The organism is Pseudomonas fluorescens (assembly GCF_018614655.1).
GTDB classification, from domain to species: domain Bacteria; phylum Pseudomonadota; class Gammaproteobacteria; order Pseudomonadales; family Pseudomonadaceae; genus Aquipseudomonas; species Aquipseudomonas fluorescens_BX.
Window position 1 is genome coordinate 67,348 of record NZ_JAGGOG010000006.1, and the last position, 16,114, is coordinate 83,461.

At 61.1% G+C, this 16,114-nt stretch carries 17 protein-coding genes; 7 read left to right on the top strand and 10 right to left on the bottom strand.

Annotated features, from left to right (window positions below):
* The first annotated feature begins 87 nt into the window (after positions 1–87).
* On the top strand, positions 88–981 hold the full coding sequence (locus J7E41_RS09120; protein ID WP_214991915.1) for a DMT family transporter: 894 nt from the start codon (positions 88–90) through the stop codon (positions 979–981).
* A gap of 8 nt (positions 982–989) precedes the next feature.
* Here the strand turns inward: J7E41_RS09120 and J7E41_RS09125 are convergent, their stop codons facing one another.
* A complete protein-coding gene (locus J7E41_RS09125; RefSeq protein ID WP_214991916.1) occupies positions 990–1,550 on the bottom strand; it encodes a YceI family protein in 561 nt (186 codons plus the stop codon).
* 109 nt (positions 1,551–1,659) lie between these two features.
* On the opposite strand from J7E41_RS09125, the gene J7E41_RS09130 reads away from it, so the two are divergent.
* Together J7E41_RS09130 and yghX are read left to right on the top strand one after the other, a co-directional pair.
* A complete protein-coding gene (locus J7E41_RS09130) occupies positions 1,660–2,148 on the top strand; it encodes a PaaI family thioesterase (protein ID WP_214991917.1) in 489 nt (162 codons plus the stop codon).
* A 129-nt stretch (positions 2,149–2,277) separates the two neighbouring features.
* Positions 2,278–3,165, top strand: a complete 888-nt coding sequence (yghX, locus tag J7E41_RS09135; protein WP_214991919.1) for a YghX family hydrolase — start codon at positions 2,278–2,280, stop codon at positions 3,163–3,165.
* A gap of 4 nt (positions 3,166–3,169) precedes the next feature.
* On the opposite strand, the gene J7E41_RS09140 is transcribed toward yghX, so the two are convergent.
* Entirely contained in the window at positions 3,170–4,042 is an 873-nt protein-coding gene (locus J7E41_RS09140; RefSeq protein ID WP_214991921.1) for a LysR family transcriptional regulator, read from the bottom strand.
* A 133-nt stretch (positions 4,043–4,175) separates the two neighbouring features.
* Here J7E41_RS09140 and ampC point away from each other — a divergent pair, with 133 nt between their 5' ends.
* A complete protein-coding gene (gene ampC / locus J7E41_RS09145) occupies positions 4,176–5,330 on the top strand; it encodes a class C beta-lactamase (protein WP_214991923.1) in 1,155 nt (384 codons plus the stop codon).
* 12 nt (positions 5,331–5,342) lie between these two features.
* On the top strand, positions 5,343–5,630 hold the full coding sequence (locus J7E41_RS09150; protein ID WP_214991925.1) for an Ada metal-binding domain-containing protein: 288 nt from the start codon (positions 5,343–5,345) through the stop codon (positions 5,628–5,630).
* Here the strand turns inward: J7E41_RS09150 and dctM are convergent.
* The 8 genes from dctM to J7E41_RS09190 form a co-directional block, all read right to left on the bottom strand.
* Entirely contained in the window at positions 5,593–6,873 is a 1,281-nt protein-coding gene (gene dctM / locus J7E41_RS09155) for a C4-dicarboxylate TRAP transporter large permease protein DctM (RefSeq protein ID WP_214991932.1), read from the bottom strand. The two genes, J7E41_RS09150 and dctM, sit on opposite strands and share 38 nt — an antisense overlap.
* On the bottom strand, positions 6,873–7,505 hold the full coding sequence (locus tag J7E41_RS09160; protein ID WP_214991935.1) for a TRAP transporter small permease: 633 nt from the start codon (positions 7,503–7,505) through the stop codon (positions 6,873–6,875). Before J7E41_RS09160 ends, dctM begins: the two co-directional genes overlap by 1 nt.
* A 207-nt stretch (positions 7,506–7,712) precedes the next feature.
* Positions 7,713–8,696, bottom strand: a complete 984-nt coding sequence (locus J7E41_RS09165; protein ID WP_214991937.1) for a TRAP transporter substrate-binding protein — start codon at positions 8,694–8,696, stop codon at positions 7,713–7,715.
* A gap of 221 nt (positions 8,697–8,917) precedes the next feature.
* Positions 8,918–9,733, bottom strand: coding sequence for an HpcH/HpaI aldolase/citrate lyase family protein (locus J7E41_RS09170; RefSeq protein ID WP_214991938.1), 816 nt, complete (start codon positions 9,731–9,733; stop codon positions 8,918–8,920).
* A gap of 164 nt (positions 9,734–9,897) precedes the next feature.
* On the bottom strand, positions 9,898–11,094 hold the full coding sequence (locus J7E41_RS09175; protein WP_214991940.1) for a CaiB/BaiF CoA transferase family protein: 1,197 nt from the start codon (positions 11,092–11,094) through the stop codon (positions 9,898–9,900).
* Positions 11,095–11,103: 9 nt separating this feature from the next.
* Positions 11,104–12,453, bottom strand: a complete 1,350-nt coding sequence (locus tag J7E41_RS09180) for an MmgE/PrpD family protein (protein ID WP_214991942.1) — start codon at positions 12,451–12,453, stop codon at positions 11,104–11,106.
* 10 nt (positions 12,454–12,463) lie between these two features.
* Positions 12,464–13,627, bottom strand: a complete 1,164-nt coding sequence (locus J7E41_RS09185; protein WP_214991944.1) for an acyl-CoA dehydrogenase family protein — start codon at positions 13,625–13,627, stop codon at positions 12,464–12,466.
* Positions 13,628–13,655: 28 nt separating this feature from the next.
* The gene (locus J7E41_RS09190; protein WP_214992181.1) at positions 13,656–14,474 is read right to left on the bottom strand and encodes an FAS1-like dehydratase domain-containing protein; all 819 of its coding nucleotides are present in this window, start codon (positions 14,472–14,474) and stop codon (positions 13,656–13,658) included.
* A 127-nt stretch (positions 14,475–14,601) separates the two neighbouring features.
* Here J7E41_RS09190 and J7E41_RS09195 point away from each other — a divergent pair, with 127 nt between their 5' ends.
* Together J7E41_RS09195 and J7E41_RS09200 are read left to right on the top strand one after the other, a co-directional pair.
* Entirely contained in the window at positions 14,602–15,495 is an 894-nt protein-coding gene (locus J7E41_RS09195; RefSeq protein WP_214991946.1) for a LysR family transcriptional regulator, read from the top strand.
* Positions 15,496–15,579: 84 nt separating this feature from the next.
* Positions 15,580–16,071: a GFA family protein gene (locus tag J7E41_RS09200; RefSeq protein ID WP_214991948.1), complete on the top strand. Its 492-nt coding sequence runs from the start codon at positions 15,580–15,582 to the stop codon at positions 16,069–16,071.
* Positions 16,072–16,114: the final 43 nt, after the last annotated feature.

The window sequence follows — 16,114 nt, forward strand, 5'->3', positions numbered from 1 at the left end:
GGCGTATCCATGACAATTTTTTGATTGTCTTAATCTTCGATCATAGGATGCCCAAGATGCAACCCATCCTTATCGAGCCTGCCTCTCATGGAACGTACCGCCCCCCTGAATGCCCTGGAACACAACAACACCCGCGGCTGGATCAATGGTTTTATCGGCGTGGTGATTTTCAGCGGCTCACTGCCGGCGACCCGCTTGGCGGTGCTGGAATTCAATCCAATTTTCCTGACCGTGGCTCGAGCGACCATCGCCGCGCTGTTGGCGCTGTGCCTGCTGTGGCTGTTCAAGGAAAAACGCCCTGCCCGCCATCAACGGGTACCGCTGATCATCGTTGCGCTGGGAGTAGTGATCGGCTTTCCACTGCTGACGGCACTGGCGTTGCAATACGTGACCTCCGCTCATTCCATCGTGTTTGTCGGCCTGCTGCCCTTGGCCACTGCTGTGTTCGGCGTGCTGCGCGGTGGCGAGCGCCCCCGGCCGGTGTTCTGGCTGTTCTCGATACTGGGCAGCCTGCTGGTGATGGGCTATGCGGTTTCCCAAGGGTTGAGCGCGGCCCCCGCCGGCGACCTGCTGATGTTGCTGGCGATACTGGCGTGCGGCCTGGGTTATGCCGAAGGGGCAAAGCTGTCCCGGACCCTCGGCGGGTGGCAAGTGATCTGCTGGGCACTGGTGGTGTCATTACCGGTGGTGGCACCGCTGACCTTGCTGCTGATGCCCGCTTCATTCTCGGGCATCAGCCTGCCGGCCTGGTTGAGCCTTGCCTATGTGTCGCTGTTCAGCATGCTGATCGGCTTTGTGTTCTGGTATCGCGGATTGGCCCAGGGTGGCATTGCTGCTGTCGGCCAGTTGCAGTTGTTGCAACCGTTCTTCGGCCTGGCGCTGGCGGCGACTCTGCTCCATGAACGCGTCAGCCCGGGCATGCTGGCGGTCACTGTGGCGGTGATTCTGTGCGTGGCCGGGGCGAAGAGGTTCGCTCGGTAGCACCTTATTCAACGCTGCGGCGCGACGATCTTGAACTTGATGGTGATTGCATTGGACACCGCGCTGTCTGCCCATTCCCCCGCACCGATATTGAACTCGGCACGCTTGAGCACAAGCTCGCCATCAAACACGCCGATACCGCCCTGCTCCTTGAGGGCTACCTGCACATCGACCGGCCGGGTCTGCCCCTTGAGGGTCAGGTTGCCGCTGAACAGGTAAAGGTTGCCTCCCAAGTCGGTGACGCGCGTCGATTCAAAGGTACCCACCGGAAACGTCGCCATGTCGAACCAGCCGGGCTTGGTCAGTTCGGTGTTCGCATCGCTGCTGCCGGCATCAATGCTCGACAGTTGGATCTTCAGTACAGCGCGGGAAGCAGCAGGATTTTGCGTATCAAAATCCAGGGCCGCCTCATACTGGCCGAAGGTGCCGTACACCTGCCGTCCCATCTGGTCATAGGTGAAGCTGATGGTACTGGCGGCCGGATTGACGTAGGTGTATTCCACGGCCTGTGCATTGCACAGGGCAAAGAGAGTAACCAATGCGGCAGAAGGTAAAAATCGGCGACTCATGAAGTTCTCCGCAAGGGCAAAGGGTGAGCACTGGATTTATTCCGGCATCTGGCATTAGGCTCGTGACCTCTAACGCAGGTTAGCTGCCCCAGAACAATAAGGATCCCCGATGCATACCCTTTCATTGCAGGACACCGCCGCCCCTGAAGGCATTTGCTACGGCTGCGGTGGCAGCAACCCGCATGGATTGCATATCCAAAGCCGCTGGGATGCAGACGGTATCCACGTCATCGCCGAACATCTACCCGACGGCAAATACTCCGGCTGGCCCGACCTGGTCTATGGTGGACTGATCGCGATGCTGGTTGACTGCCACTCCAACTGGACCGCTATGGCCTACCACTACCGGGCTGAAAACCGCGAGCCGGGCAGCCTGCCGCGCATCGACTGCGTCACCGGCAACCTGGGCATCAAGTTCATCAAGCCGACGCCCATGGGCGTGCTGCTGACCTTGCGGGCAAAGGTTGAGGGTGAAGTCGGGCGCAAGAGCCGCGTGGTCTGCGAGGTGTACGCCGGTGACGTGCTCACGGCGATTGGCGATTCGATTTTTGTGCGGGTCGATACCGGACAGTTGGCAGCCGCCGCCCACAAACTTTAAACTCGCAAAAAACCCGTAGCCGCTGTCGAGGTACGAGGCTGCGATGCGTGTCCGCAGGACCGCCCCCGAGGGTCGCTTCGCACTCCAGCGCAGCCTCGTACCTCGGCGGCGGCTACAAGGAGCACACCGATGACTCGTCTGACCGCCAAAGACTTCGCCCCTGAGCTGCTGGAACTCTACGACGGCTACGCCCACGGCAAGCTCAACCGCCGCGAGTTCCTGGACCGAGCTGCACTGTTCACCTTTGGTGGGCTGACAGCCTCGGCGCTGCTCGCAGCCTTGAGCCCGAACTACGCCCTGGCCGAGCAGGTGAAATTCACCGACCCGGACATCGTCGCCGACTACATCACCTACCCCTCGCCCAAGGGCAACGGCACCGTGCGCGGCTACCTGGTGCGTCCAGCCAAAACCAGCGGGAAAATCCCCGCCGTGGTGGTCGTGCACGAAAACCGTGGCCTCAACCCGTATATCGAAGACGTCGCCCGGCGCCTGGCCAAGGCCGGCTTTCTCGCCCTGGCTCCCGATGGCCTGACTTCGGTGGGTGGCTACCCAGGCAATGATGAAAAAGGCGTGGAACTGCAGCAGAAAGTCGATCCTGAAAAGCTGATGAACGACTTTTTCGCCGCTATCGAATGGCTGATGCACCACGACGCCAGCACCGGCAAGGTCGGCATCACGGGCTTCTGCTATGGCGGTGGCGTGACCAATGCGGCGGCGGTGGCCTATCCCGAATTGGGCGCGGCGGTGTCGTTTTATGGACGCCAGCCGGACGCCAAGGATGTGCCACGGATCAAGGCACCGATCCTGTTGCATTACGGTGAACTGGACACGCGGATCAATGAGGGTTGGCCAGCGTATGAAAAGGCCTTGAAGGCGGCTGGCACCACCTATGAAGCGTTTATCTACAAGGGCGCCAATCACGGTTTTCATAATGATTCGACGCCGAGGTACGACGAAGCGGCAGCGAACCTGGCGTGGGAGCGGACGTTGGGGTGGTTTCGTAAATACTTGGCTTAGCGCCCTACCCACTCACCTCCTGCAACCACGCCTTGAACGCCAGCATCGCCGAGGTCTCAGCCCGCGACTGCAAACGCGTCAGCCAGTAACTGCCCGTGGTGATACCCACCTCGAACGGCTGCCGGATCACGTCGGTCGCCAGTTGCCGGGAAAACATCATCGCCGGAGCCAGGGCCACACCCACACCTTGCTGCGCAGCTTCCATCATCGCCAGGGACGAATCGAAGATGATGCTGCGTGGCACCAGCGTATCGGCTGGCAAGCCGGCGGCCTGAAACCATTGGGTCCATTCATCGGCGCGGTAGGAGCGCAGCAAGGTGTGCTTCAACAGGTCGGCGGGGGTCTGCAATTGCCGGGCGATCTGCGGCACGCACAGCACGGTAAGCGGCGCCTCCAGCAACTGGCACGCCTCAGTGCCGTGCCAGGCACCAGCCCCGAAGCGAATGGCATAGTCCAGGCCCTCGGCGGCAACGTCGACGCGGTTATTGTGGGTGGACAGGCGCAAGTCGATAAAGGGATAACGCGCCTGAAAGTCCGGCAGACGTGGAAGCAGCCAACCGACAACAAACGTCCCCACCGCGCCGACGGTCAGGACTTCGCGATAATGCCCGCCCTCAAACCGGCCCAGGGTCTGGGCGATACGGTCAAAGGATTCGCGCAGTACCGGCAGCAGCGTTTCGCCTTCACTGGTGAGCATCAGTCCCCGGGGCAGGCGTTTGAACAAGGTGACATTGAGCTGTGCCTCCAGGCTTTTCACCTGGTGGCTAACCGCAGCCTGAGTCACGCACAGCTCGATGGCCGCCCGCGTAAAGCTCAGATGGCGCGCCGAGGCCTCGAAGGCCCGCAAGGCATTGAGGGGCAGATGTGAACGGAGCATGGTTTGATCCAAATTTTTCTAATGGCTGTTCCGAGATATGGTCGTTTGCCCAATGGCGACAAACTGCCTAGATTTGCAACGCCCGCGCCGGTGCAGGTATTCAACGAATCCACTTCATGGAAGCGACATCATCATGTACGAAAAATCTTTGTCTCGGGTGCGCAGCGCCACGATATTCGCCTTATTACTCGGCGCAGGCAACTGTATGGCGGCCAACGACATTCGCCAGGTTGTAGACGCAACGGTTAAACCTCTGATGCAACAACAGGGCATCGCCGGCCTGTCGGTAGCGATTGTGCAGAACGGTCAGGCGCAATACTTTAACTACGGCGTCGCCTCAAAAGAGGATCAGCAGTCGGTCACCGAAAACACCCTGTTTGAAATCGGCTCGGTGAGCAAAACCTTCGCCGCCACCCTCGCGGGTTACGCCCAGGCCACCGGTAAATTGAAGCTGCAAGCCCCCGCCAGCCAGTACTTGCCTGCGCTGCGGGGCAGCAAGTTTGATCACATCAGCGTGCTTAACCTCGGCACTTACACCGCGGGCGGCCTGCCCCTGCAATTCCCCCGGGAAGCTGACAGTACCGACAAGATGATCGGCTACTACCAACACTGGAAACCCGATTTCGCTCCCGGTACTCAGCGCCTGTATTCCAACCCGAGCCTGGGCCTGTTTGGTTACCTGGCGGCGCAAAGCCTGGGGCAACCGTTCGACCAGTTGATGGAAAAAACCTTGCTGCCCAAACTTGGCCTCAAGCACACCTACATCAACGTGCCCAAGTCGCAAATGAACCTGTACGCCCAAGGCTATGACAAGGACGGCAAACCCTCGCGCGTAGGCCCGGGAGCCCTGGACAGCGAAGCCTATGGGATCAAAACCAGCACCTCGGACCTGATTCACTATGTTGAACTGAACATGAACCCGGCCCACCTGGAAAAACCCCTGCAACAAGCCATCGCAGCCACCCACACCGGCTACTACACGGTCGAAGGCACCACCCAGGGCCTGGGTTGGGAAATGTACCCTTACCCGATCAAGCTGGATGCCTTGGTTGCCGGTAACTCGAACTCCATGGCCTTTGAGCCCCATAAGGTCACCTGGCTGACCCCGCCGCAACCACCCCATGCCGATACGCTGGCCAACAAGACCGGCGCCACCAATGGCTTCGGCGCCTATGTGGCCTACGTGCCCAGCAGAGGCATCGGCATCGTGATTCTGGCGAACAAGAACTACCCGAATGCCGAGCGAGTGAAAGCCGCCCACGCTATCTTGAGCGCCATGGATCAATAGGACCTTTCATCAATGCCCGACCGTCAGTGGACACTGCTCGATAGCCAGGGGCAGCCGTTTTCCAGCGAACGCCCCGGCACTGTCGGCGGGCATAAAAAAAGCCGGCTCTACGGCCGGCTGGATTGCCCGGCCGCCCTGCGCGCTTTAGCACAGGGCGGCTATGTGGCGAATCGAGTGTTTTTCCTGGATGAAGCGACGGCCATGGCCGCGGGTTATCGGCCGTGTGCGGTGTGCATGCCGGCCGAATATGTGCGATGGAAAGCTACATCCCCAACCACTCCGGCAACGCCAGCGAGATAAACGGCACATACGTGACGAGAATCAGGAACGCCAGCAGGATCATCAACCACGGCAACGCCGCCCGGATGGTCTGACCGAGGGTCAAGCCGGTCACCGCCGACGTCACAAACAGGTTCAACCCCACCGGCGGGTGCACCAGGCCAATCTCCATGTTCACCACCATCACGATCCCCAGGTGAATCGGGTCGATGCCCAGCTTCATGGCAATCGGGAAGAAGATCGGCGCCAGGATCAATACGATGGCTGACGGCTCCATAAAGCTGCCCGCCACCAGCAACACCACGTTGACCATGATCAGAAACCCAATGGGCGTCAGGCCTTCGGAGAGCACCCATGCAGTGATTTGCTGGGGGATCTGTTCGGTGGTCAGTACATGGGCGAACAACATGGCGTTGGCGATGATAAACATCAACATGATCGCCAGCCGGCCGGACTCCAGCAGCACTTTCGGGCAGTCCCTGAACGTCATGTCCTTGTAGACAAACAGCGCGACAAACGCCGAATACACCGCTGCCACCGCCGCGGCTTCGGTCGGGGTGAACATGCCGCTGTAGATGCCACCGAGGATGATCACCAGCAACAGCAAGCCCCAGAACGCACGACGGGCGCAGGTTAGCCACTCACGAAACGTGGCCCGTGGCTGTGCCGGCAGCTTCTTGATGCGCGCGACAATGTAGATCGCAATCATCAACATCAGGCCCAGCAACAGCCCCGGGATCACCCCGGCCATGAACAACTTGCCCACCGAGGTTTCGGTCGCCGCCGAGTACACCACCATCACAATCGACGGCGGAATCAGGATGCCCAGGGTTCCGGCGTTGCAGATGATCCCGGCGCCGAATTCCTTCGGATACCCCGAGCGCACCATTCCCGCGACGGCGATCGAACCCACCGCCGCCACCGTGGCCGGCGATGAGCCCGACAGCGCGGCAAACAACATGCACGCCAGCACTGCGGCAATCGCCAGGCCGCCACGGATATGACCGACGCAGGCGTTGGCAAAGTCGATCAGCCGTTGCGCCACGCCACCGGTGGTCATGAAAGCACCGGACAGCAGGAAGAACGGAATCGCCAGGAAAGTGTAGGCGTCCGAGGTTTCAAACAGTTTGATTGCCAGTGAACTCACCGAGTCCGGGCTGAACATCAGGATCGACGCCGCCCCCGACAAACCCAGGGCAATCGCGATCGGCACCCCGAGAAACATGAACACAAACAACAACAGAAACAAACATAGAACGGCCATCAGTGACGCTCCTCATGGCTGCCCGCCAGCTTGCTGGCTTCAGCGGCTTCGTCCGCCAGCCCCAGCCCGGTTTGTCGGTGGGTGAAGATGCGGTAGAAGATTTCCAGGTAGCGGATGAACACCAAGGCGAAGCCAATCGGCACAATCACCACGATGTCGCCGATCTCCACCCCGAACTTGTCGAGGTCTTCGGCGCCGATGTGCGCAGTCATCACCGCACTGACCCACTTGTAACTGGCGACCATAAACAGGCCCGCATACGCCAGGCAGCACAGGCAGGCCAGCATCCCCAGTACACGCTGCACCGGGCGCGCGGTCAGCTTGACCAGCGCGTCGACACCCAGGTGGCCGGCGGTGCGTACACCGTAGGAGATCCCGAAGAAAATCAACCAGCCGAACATGGCCTTGGTCAGGGCCACGCTCCAGGTCATGTCCTGGGCCCAGACCATGGTGCCGTCGCCCAAGGCGTTGAAGAAGTTGCTGCTGAAAGCCCACTTGTCGGCCAGGGAAAAGAACAGGGTGTAGATGTTGTTGAGCATGACGTAGACAAAAGTCACCAGGGTCATGGCGGCCAGCAGGAAGGCGATAAAACCTTCCTCCAGGTGCTCCCAGACGCGCCTTAGCGTTTGCATGGCAAAACCTCGCGAAGCAGAGATAGGTAGGTGCAAGGCTTGGGGGGGGGTAACCGGGTCAAATGTGGGAGCGGCGGTGCGACGATTCGACTTGCTCGCGAAGACGATCTTTCAGTTGATGTATCCGGTGACTGATACACCGCCTTCGCGAGCAAGTCGAATCGTCGCACCGCCGCTCCCACATTTAATCTCGGCGCTCCCCCCACATCACTGGTTCGACTGATCCGCCGCCTGAATCAGGTCGGCACCGATCTCACCTTCAAACTTCTTCCATACCGGGCGCATGGCTTCGCGCCAGAGCTGGCGTTGCTCCGGAGTCAGTTCGATGATTTCGCTGGTCTTGGCGTCGATGATCTTCTGCTTGGCCGACTGGTTCAGCGCTTCGGCCTGTCTGTTCACCTCTTTCGAGACCTCGACCATGATCTGGTCAAGCGAGGTGCGGATGTCCGGTGGCAGACCATTCCAGAATTTGGCGTTGGTGATCACCATGTAGTCGATCAGTCCATGGTTGGACTCGGTGAAGTACTTCTGCACCTCGTTGACCTTCTGGCTTTCATAGTTCGACCAAGTGTTCTCGGTGCCGTTGACGGTGCCGGTCTGCAAGCCCTGGTAGACCTCGGCAAAACTCATCTTGCGCGGGTTGGCGCGGATCGCCTTGAACTGCTCTTCCAGCACGCTGGAAGCCTGTACGCGGAACTTCAGGCCACGAGCATCCTTGGGTTCACGCAAGGCCTTGTTGGCCGACAGTTGCTTGAGGCCGTTGTGCCAATAGGCCAGGCCGAGGATGTTCTTGTCCTGCATCGAGGTCAGCAGCGCCTTGCCCTGGGCAGCCTGGAAACGGTCGACGGCGGCCAGGTCGTTGAACAGGAATGGCAAGTCATAGATCTGCACCTGCTGGGTGTAGTGCTCGAATTTGGCCAGGGACGGTGCGAGCATCTGCACGTCTCCCAACAACAAGGCTTCCATCTCCTTGCCATCGCCGAACAGCGACGAGTTCGGGTAGACCTCTACCTTGACCCTGCCCGGCAGACGCTCTTCAGCGAGCTTCTTGAACAACAGCGCGCCCTGGCCTTTGGGGGTATTTTCGGCGACCACATGGGCGAATTTGATCACAATCGGGTCCGCCGCCTGGGTCAGGCCCGCGGCAAACAAGGTGGCGGCGCAGAACAGCGCCCGAGAAAGCTTGAGCATGGAATTCACCTTCTTATTGTTGTGTTATAGGGCAAGGTGCCTGATGTCACGCGTATAGAGAATTTCGAATTTTAGATACCTGCGTTCGGCGTGGACGAACACCAATCTGGCAACCGCTGAAGATCTAATGTGGGAGCGGGCTTGCTCGCGAATGCGATATACCAGTCACTGCCTGTACTGACTGATCCACCGCATTCGCGAGCAAGCCCGCTCCCACATTTTTAGATCTGTGCTGCCAGTAGCCTTTGGGCTCGCAGCAACACCGGCGCGTCCACCATCTGCCCGTCCAGCTGATAAGCCCCGGCCCCATGGGCGCCGGCCTCCACTACCCGCTTCGCCCAGGCCAGGTCCTCGGCACTGGGGGCCAGGGCCTGGTGGATCACCGCCACTTGTTTGGGATGGATACACAGCGCTCCGGCGAAGCCCATTTCATAGGCATGCCGAATCGAGCGACGCAGGCCTTCAGGGTCGTCGATGGCAGGGTGTACGCCATCCAGCGGCGCCACCAGCCCCGCCGCCCGGGAATGCACGATCAGCGCCAGGCGAGCCTGGTCCAGGGCAAACTGCGCCGCCGGGGAGTTGCTGCTCAGGTTCAAGTCTAGCGCCAAATCCAGACCACCAAACGAAAGACGCTCGACCTGCGACGCATGGGCGATTTCTGCCACCGCCAGCAAGCCTCGCGCACTTTCGATAATCGGCCAGATAGCTTTGCCCGTCGCAGCCACAACCGCCACCTGCGCGGCGCTTTCCACTTTGGGCAGTAACACGCCTGCCACCCCGGTATGCGCCTGGCAGAACGCAACGTCGGCAAAATGCTCAGGATGCTCGGGTGCATTGATCCGCACCCAGACACGTGCCACCGGCGTTGCCTGCAAAAACAGCCCTAGGTTGTCTCGTGCCTGGCGCTTGAGCGGTTCTTCCACCGCATCCTCAAAATCGACAATCACCGCGTCGGCGCCGCTGGCCAACGCCTTGGCAAAACGCTCGGGGCGACTGCCGGGTACAAACAGCGCGGAGCGCACAATTGGATGGGACATACCTACATTCCTTCTTCTAATCATCTCGAACGCTGTAGCCGCTGCCGAGGCACGAGGCTGCGATGCGTGTCCGCAGGACCGCCCTCGGGGGCCGCTACGTCGGAATGCCGCACCAAACCCATCGCAGCCTCGTACCTCGACAGCGGCTACAGGCATCGCAGCGGCTACACGACTCGCCATGCTCTTAATTGCTCCAGGGTTTCGGTCGAATAACCCAGGCCTTTGAGAATCGCCTCGGTGTGCTGCCCAAGCCCCGGCACGCCGTCCATTCTTGGGGTGAATGCCGTATTGCGCGCCGGCGGCAGCAGGGACGGCAACTTGCCCGCCGGGCTGTCGACTTCACGCCAACTGTCGCGGGCCTTGAGTTGCGGGTGGTCCCATACGCCCTGCATGTCGTTGACCCGCGCACTGGCAATCTGCGCGTCTTCCAGACGCTGGATCACCGCTTCGGCCGTCAATTGAGCGAAGCTGTCGACGATGATCTGGCGCAGCACTTCGCGGTTGGCCGAACGCTTGAAGTTCGCCGAGAATCGCTCGTCAGCCGTCAGTTCTGGTGTCAGCAGGACCTTGTCGCAAAACGCCGCCCACTCGCGCTCGTTCTGCAAACCAAGCATCACCGTACCGCCGTCACCGGTGGGAAACGGCCCGTAGGGATAGATCGTCGAATGGGCAGCTCCAGCACGCGGTGGCTGGGGAGCGCCGTCGAAGGCGTAGTACATCGGGTAGCCCATCCACTCCACCAGGCTTTCGAGCATGCTGACGTCGATGCGACTGCCCTTCCCGGTTTTGCCCCGCAGCAGCAGTGCCGAAAGAATGCCGCTGTAGGCGTACATTCCGGCGGAGATATCAGCGATGGAGCAACCGGCCTTGGCCATTTGGTCATCGCCCGGGCCGCCGGTGACCGATAGAAAGCCGCCTTCGCTCTGAATCAGCAGGTCGTAGGCCTTTTTCTTCTCATAAGGGCCGCCCTCGCCATAGCCAGAGATGTCGCAGACGATCAGCCGTGGAAAGCGCTCGTGCAGTGCTTCAAATGACAACCCCATGCGCGCCGCTGCGCCTGGGGCAAGGTTTTGCACCAGCACGTCGGCGTCGGCCAGCAGGAGTTCCAGAATATAGCCCGCCTCATCCTGCTTGAGGTCCAGGGTCAGGCTTTCCTTGGAGCGGTTGGTCCAGACGAAATGCGAGGCCAGGCCACGCACGCGCTCGTCGTAACCCCGGGCGAAGTCACCGGCACCAGGGCGCTCGATCTTGATGACACGGGCGCCCAGATCGGCCAACTGGCGGGTGCAGAACGGCGCGGCAATCGCGTGTTCCAGGCTGACGACAGTGATGCCGTCCAACGGTCGTTGATTAGCAGTCATGACGGTTCCTTAAAGCCAATGAGCCAGGGATACGGCGTTGCGCAAGTCCCAGACCTTCTGGATCAGTTCATCGCTCTGCGCAGGTGTGCGGGCACCACTGAACTGGGTCAGGCGCTGAAACTTGTCAGCCAGCTCCTTCCGGCTCAGCGTGTTGCCCGGATCGCCCTTGGGTTCGTCGATGGCGCCCTGCAGCACGCATCCGTCAACCGTGGTGACCACCACCCGGCCCAGCCAACGCTGCGGATAAGCGTCATCGACTTCGCGATCCAGGGTCATGCCGACCTTGTCGCGAAACGCCGACACGGCCGAATCGTTAAGCGCAAACTCATGGAATTCAGTCAGCCCAGCCTTGCCGTGTACGGCGATCAGCCCCAACACCGTGCCCATGGAAAACTTGGCCTGGTGTACGGTCTGCGGCACGACCACGCGGCCCAATACGTCGATGGCGCCTTGGTGAACGCGGGTTTCCACGCGGGCGATCTGCTCATGGCTGAGGCCTTCACGCTGCATCAAACCCAGCAGCGCATCGGCGGCCGGGTGGGTGTGACGGCAAGACGCGTGGAACTTGAACGAGGTTTCCAGCAACGCCCAGCGACTGCCCAGGCGATCGGACAATTTGCTCGGATCAGCGTCGGTGGACATGCCCGCCGCCAAGCCCTGATCGCCTTCCAGAATATTGCGCGCACCGGTCAGGCCGTCTGCCGTCAAATACGCTGCCAGCAAGCCATCGGCAGCCGCCTTGGCGGTGTGCAACTGCTTGGAGTCGGCGGCGTCCCGCAGGAACTCCCAGAGCCCAGCGGCCTGGGTGCCGGCACTGCCCAACAGGTTGATGAACTGCTCTTCGTTGAAGTCCAGCAATTTGCCTACCGCGACGGCGGCGGCCAGGGTGCCGACGGTGGCCGTGGTGTGGAAAATTCGATAATGGGAACGGCCCATGAATTCGCCGATGCGAATCCCCGCCTCGTAGCCGGCCACCGAGGCCAGCAGCAGTTCACGGCCTGACTTGCCGAGGTCCTGCGCCGCCGCAAATACCGCAGGAAATACCACGGTCGCCGCGTGCAAGACCGAACTGTTGTGCAAGTCGTCCTGCTCCACCAGGTGCGACGAAGCGGCGTTCACCAACGCGGCAAAATACGCACTGCTGCTGGCGCCGTTGACGATGATCTGCGCAGGTCCGGTGGCCGGGCCCATTGTCTTGGCATAACGCTCGAACAATGGGATCGGATGGGCACCTTGGCTGGCCAGCGCCGAAGCGAGCCAATCGAGAAACAGGTCCTCGGTGCGGGCCAGCACGCTGTCGGGCAGTTGCTCGTAATCCAGCGCAGCGAGGAATCGGCACAGGGCCTGGGTATGGCTCATGGTCAGGCCCTCAGAAGCTGCGCGGCAGCTCGAGCAGGTGCTCGGCCACGTACGACAGGATCAGGTTGGTAGAGATCGGCGCCACCTGGTACAGGCGGGTCTCGCGGAACTTGCGTTCCACGTCGTATTCGCAGGCAAAGCCAAAGCCGCCATGAGTTTGCAGGCAGGCGTTGGCCGCTTCCCAGGAGGCCTTGGCCGCCAGGTACTTGGCCATATTGGCGCTGGCCCCGGCATTGACGCCGCTGTCGTATTCCTCGCAGGCACGCCAGCGCATCAGGTCCGCCGCTTCGATTTCGATATGGGCTTCGGCAATCGGGAACTGCACCCCCTGGTTCTGTCCGATGGGCCGGCCAAATACCACGCGGTCGCGAGCATAAGCGCTGGCCTTCTCGATAAACCAACGGCCGTCGCCGATGCATTCGGCAGCGATCAGCGTGCGCTCGGCATTCAGGCCGTCGAGGATGTAGCGAAAGCCCTTGCCCTCCTCGCCAATCAGGCTGTCTTGCGGCAACTCAAGATTGTCGAAGAACAGCTCGTTGGTTTCGTGGTTGACCATGTTGGCGATGGGCTGCACGGTCAGGCCGTTGCCAATGGCGTCACGCAGGTCCACCAGGAAAATCGACATGCCTTCAGACTTCTTCTTGACCTCGGCCAGCGGTGTGGTGCGTGCCAGCAGGATCATCAGATCAGAGTGCTGAACCCGCGAGATCCACACCTTCTGGCCGTTGATCACGTACTTGTCGCCGCGTTTGATGGCGGTGGTCTTGATCTTGGTGGTATCGGTACCGGTGGTGGGCTCGGTGACGCCCATGGACTGCAGGCGCAATTCACCGCTGGCCAATTTCGGCAGGTAGAAACGCTTCTGCGCCTCGCTGCCGTGGCGCAGCAAGGTGAACATGTTGTACATCTGGCCGTGGACGGTGCCGGAATTGCCGCCGCAGCGGTTCACTTCTTCGAGGATCACCGAAGCTTCGGCCAGGCCCAGGCCCGATCCGCCGTATTCCACCGGAATCATCGCCGCCAGCCAGCCCGCGTCGGTCAGGGCCTTGACGAAGGCTTCGGGGAAGCCCTTTTCTTCATCAACCTTGCGCCAGTAAGCAGCATCGAACTCGGCACACAAGGCGCGCACGCCTTCGCGAATGGCGTTCAGTTCGTCGTTGTCGTTGGGATTCATTAACGGCTCTCCGCCTGTTGTTATGGGTCTATTCGAAAGAAATGTCGGCGCGCTGGGCCAGGCCATCAGCGTTGCCGGCCCAGAGTTCAGCGACACCGGGCGCGGTGATGCGCCCGCCGACTTCAAAGGGCTGCGGGGCGATCAGTGGCCGCACGCCGCGATAGGCAAAGCGGCGCAAAGTCGCCTCAGGATGGGCGCGGCAAAACGCCCGCAGACTCAAGGTCGCGATCAGTGGGCCGTGCACCACCAGGCCGCAATAGCCTTCGGTGCCGGTGACGTAGGGGTAGTCGTAATGAATGCGGTGGCCGTTGAAGGTCACGGCGCTGTAGCGGAACAGCAAGGTCGGAGTCGGATCGACGGCTTCGCGCCAATCGCCCTGGGGCAATGCGTCGCCACTGCCCTGCTTGGGTGGCGTGGGCTCGCGGTAGACAATGTCCTGTTCTTCGCGGATCGCCAGGCGGCCATCCTGGGAATAATCGTGGCGCACGGTGACAAACAACAGCGAACCGGTGCGACCGGTTTTTTCTTCCACCTGGGTGATGGTGGAGACACGGCTGGCGGACTCACCGGCGCGCAAGGCATGGAAAAACTCGATACGCCCGCCGGCCCACATGCGGTTGCGATTATCGGCCGGCGGCAAGAAGCCGCCACGGGCCGGATGACCGTCGCTGCCAAGGGCAGATTCCGGCAGCGGGTCCTGGAAAAAACACCATTGCCACAGCGGCGGGACGGCTTCGCCATCTGCCGGCACGGTCTCGCCCAAGGTCGCAGCGATGCGTTTGAGCAGGTTGTGGCTCAAGTGGTCGTGGGCTGTTTCGCTACGGCCGATCCAGTCTGTGGCGCTCATCGGGGTCATGTCCTCGGGCAGGGAATCTGTCCGGATCATGCAAGCCCTTCGCCGTTCTGAGAATTTGCATTTCAATAAAGCAGCGTTCGGCTATGCTGAACGCCGCTGACTTATTCGGGAGACTCCTATGCACTTCGATCTGGCCGACTTGCGCCTGTTTATCCATATCGCCGAGTCCCCGAGCCTGACTCAGGGCGCCAAACGTGCGTTTCTCTCACCGGCCGCCGCCAGCGCGCGAATCAAAGCCCTGGAAGGTCAACTGGAAACTCGCCTGCTGTACCGCGACAGCCGTGGCGTGGAGGTCACCCCGGCCGGCGAGCGGCTGCTGCACCACGCCCGGTTGATCATGCGCCAGGTGGACTACCTGAAGAGCGAGTTCACCCAATACGGCGCCGACTCGGCCGGGCATATCCGTATCTTCGCCAACACCACCGCGGTGACCGAATTTCTTCCGGAGGTGCTTGCCGGCTTCCTCTCCAAACGCCCCGGCGTCACCGTGGACCTGCAAGAGCGCTTGTCCCGGGACATCGTCCGCGGCGTGCTCGACGGCACCAGCGACATGGGCATCATCGCCGGCCCGGTGGAAGCCGCAGGCTTGCAAGTACTGCATTTCAGCACCGATCACCTGGTGCTGATGGTACCCGTGGGTCACCCCCTGGCGGACCAGCCGTCCGTGACGCTGGAACAAACCCTGGCCTATCAACACATCGGCCTGCACGAAGGCAGCACCTTGCTGAGCTTTCTGCGCGAGCATGTCGAGCGTTTGGGCAAGCACTTGTCGTTGCGGATTCAGGTGTCGAGCTTCGAGGCGATCTGCCGGATGGTCGAGGCCGGCGTGGGCATTGGCATCATCCCGGAATCCGCCGCCGTGCGGCACAGCCGGACCATGCAGTTGGTGACCATCAAGCTCGACGAAAGCTGGGCGATGCGCGAACGCAGCATCCTGGTGCGGGAGTTGGAAGCCTTGCCCGGCACCATTCGCGCGTTGATCGCCACGTTGATGCCGACGTCCGCAGTCTGACACGCCGGATGTGAACGCGTTGCCAAGGCGAAGCGGGCGACTACCCTGTAAAGGACGCCCACCTTGCATAGAGGAGATCGCCCCATGTTGCTCGAAGGTTCCTGCCATTGCGGCGCAGTCACGTTCAGCTTGACCAGTGTTCACCCCTACCCTTACCAGCGCTGTTACTGCTCGATCTGCCGCAAGACCCAGGGCGGTGGCGGTTATGCGATCAACCTCGGCGGTGACGCCAGCAGCCTGAAAGTTCGTGGGCGCAAGCAGATCTCGATCTATCACGCGCGGATGAAATCGCCGGGAGACAGCCGCTTTCATGCCAGCAGCGCCGAACGGCATTTCTGCTCACAGTGCGGTACTGCGTTGTGGTTGTTCAGCCCTGAATGGCCGGAGTTGATTCATCCATTTGCGTCGACCATCGACACACCGCTGCCGGTACCGCCGGAACATACGCATTTGATGCTGGGCTCCAGGGCGCCGTGGGTGGAAGTTACGGTACGCCCAGGGGACCAGCAGTTTGATGAGTACCCCGAGGAGTCGATTGCGCAGTGGCATGAGCGGTTGGGGTTGGTGTCGCCCTGAGGGGTATGCCTGTCAAGGTCTTAGAAGAGTCAGCCGTACTTGG

Coding starts and splice junctions, on each gene's coding strand:
- J7E41_RS09120 (WP_214991915.1), top strand. CDS start 88: ATGGAACGTACCGCCCCCCTGAATGCCCTGGAACACAACAACACCCGC.
- J7E41_RS09125 (WP_214991916.1), bottom strand. CDS start 1,550: ATGAGTCGCCGATTTTTACCTTCTGCCGCATTGGTTACTCTCTTTGCC.
- J7E41_RS09130 (WP_214991917.1), top strand. CDS start 1,660: ATGCATACCCTTTCATTGCAGGACACCGCCGCCCCTGAAGGCATTTGC.
- yghX (WP_214991919.1), top strand. CDS start 2,278: ATGACTCGTCTGACCGCCAAAGACTTCGCCCCTGAGCTGCTGGAACTC.
- J7E41_RS09140 (WP_214991921.1), bottom strand. CDS start 4,042: ATGCTCCGTTCACATCTGCCCCTCAATGCCTTGCGGGCCTTCGAGGCC.
- ampC (WP_214991923.1), top strand. CDS start 4,176: ATGTACGAAAAATCTTTGTCTCGGGTGCGCAGCGCCACGATATTCGCC.
- J7E41_RS09150 (WP_214991925.1), top strand. CDS start 5,343: ATGCCCGACCGTCAGTGGACACTGCTCGATAGCCAGGGGCAGCCGTTT.
- dctM (WP_214991932.1), bottom strand. CDS start 6,873: ATGGCCGTTCTATGTTTGTTTCTGTTGTTGTTTGTGTTCATGTTTCTC.
- J7E41_RS09160 (WP_214991935.1), bottom strand. CDS start 7,505: ATGCAAACGCTAAGGCGCGTCTGGGAGCACCTGGAGGAAGGTTTTATC.
- J7E41_RS09165 (WP_214991937.1), bottom strand. CDS start 8,696: ATGCTCAAGCTTTCTCGGGCGCTGTTCTGCGCCGCCACCTTGTTTGCC.
- J7E41_RS09170 (WP_214991938.1), bottom strand. CDS start 9,733: ATGTCCCATCCAATTGTGCGCTCCGCGCTGTTTGTACCCGGCAGTCGC.
- J7E41_RS09175 (WP_214991940.1), bottom strand. CDS start 11,094: ATGACTGCTAATCAACGACCGTTGGACGGCATCACTGTCGTCAGCCTG.
- J7E41_RS09180 (WP_214991942.1), bottom strand. CDS start 12,453: ATGAGCCATACCCAGGCCCTGTGCCGATTCCTCGCTGCGCTGGATTAC.
- J7E41_RS09185 (WP_214991944.1), bottom strand. CDS start 13,627: ATGAATCCCAACGACAACGACGAACTGAACGCCATTCGCGAAGGCGTG.
- J7E41_RS09190 (WP_214992181.1), bottom strand. CDS start 14,474: ATGAGCGCCACAGACTGGATCGGCCGTAGCGAAACAGCCCACGACCAC.
- J7E41_RS09195 (WP_214991946.1), top strand. CDS start 14,602: ATGCACTTCGATCTGGCCGACTTGCGCCTGTTTATCCATATCGCCGAG.
- J7E41_RS09200 (WP_214991948.1), top strand. CDS start 15,580: ATGTTGCTCGAAGGTTCCTGCCATTGCGGCGCAGTCACGTTCAGCTTG.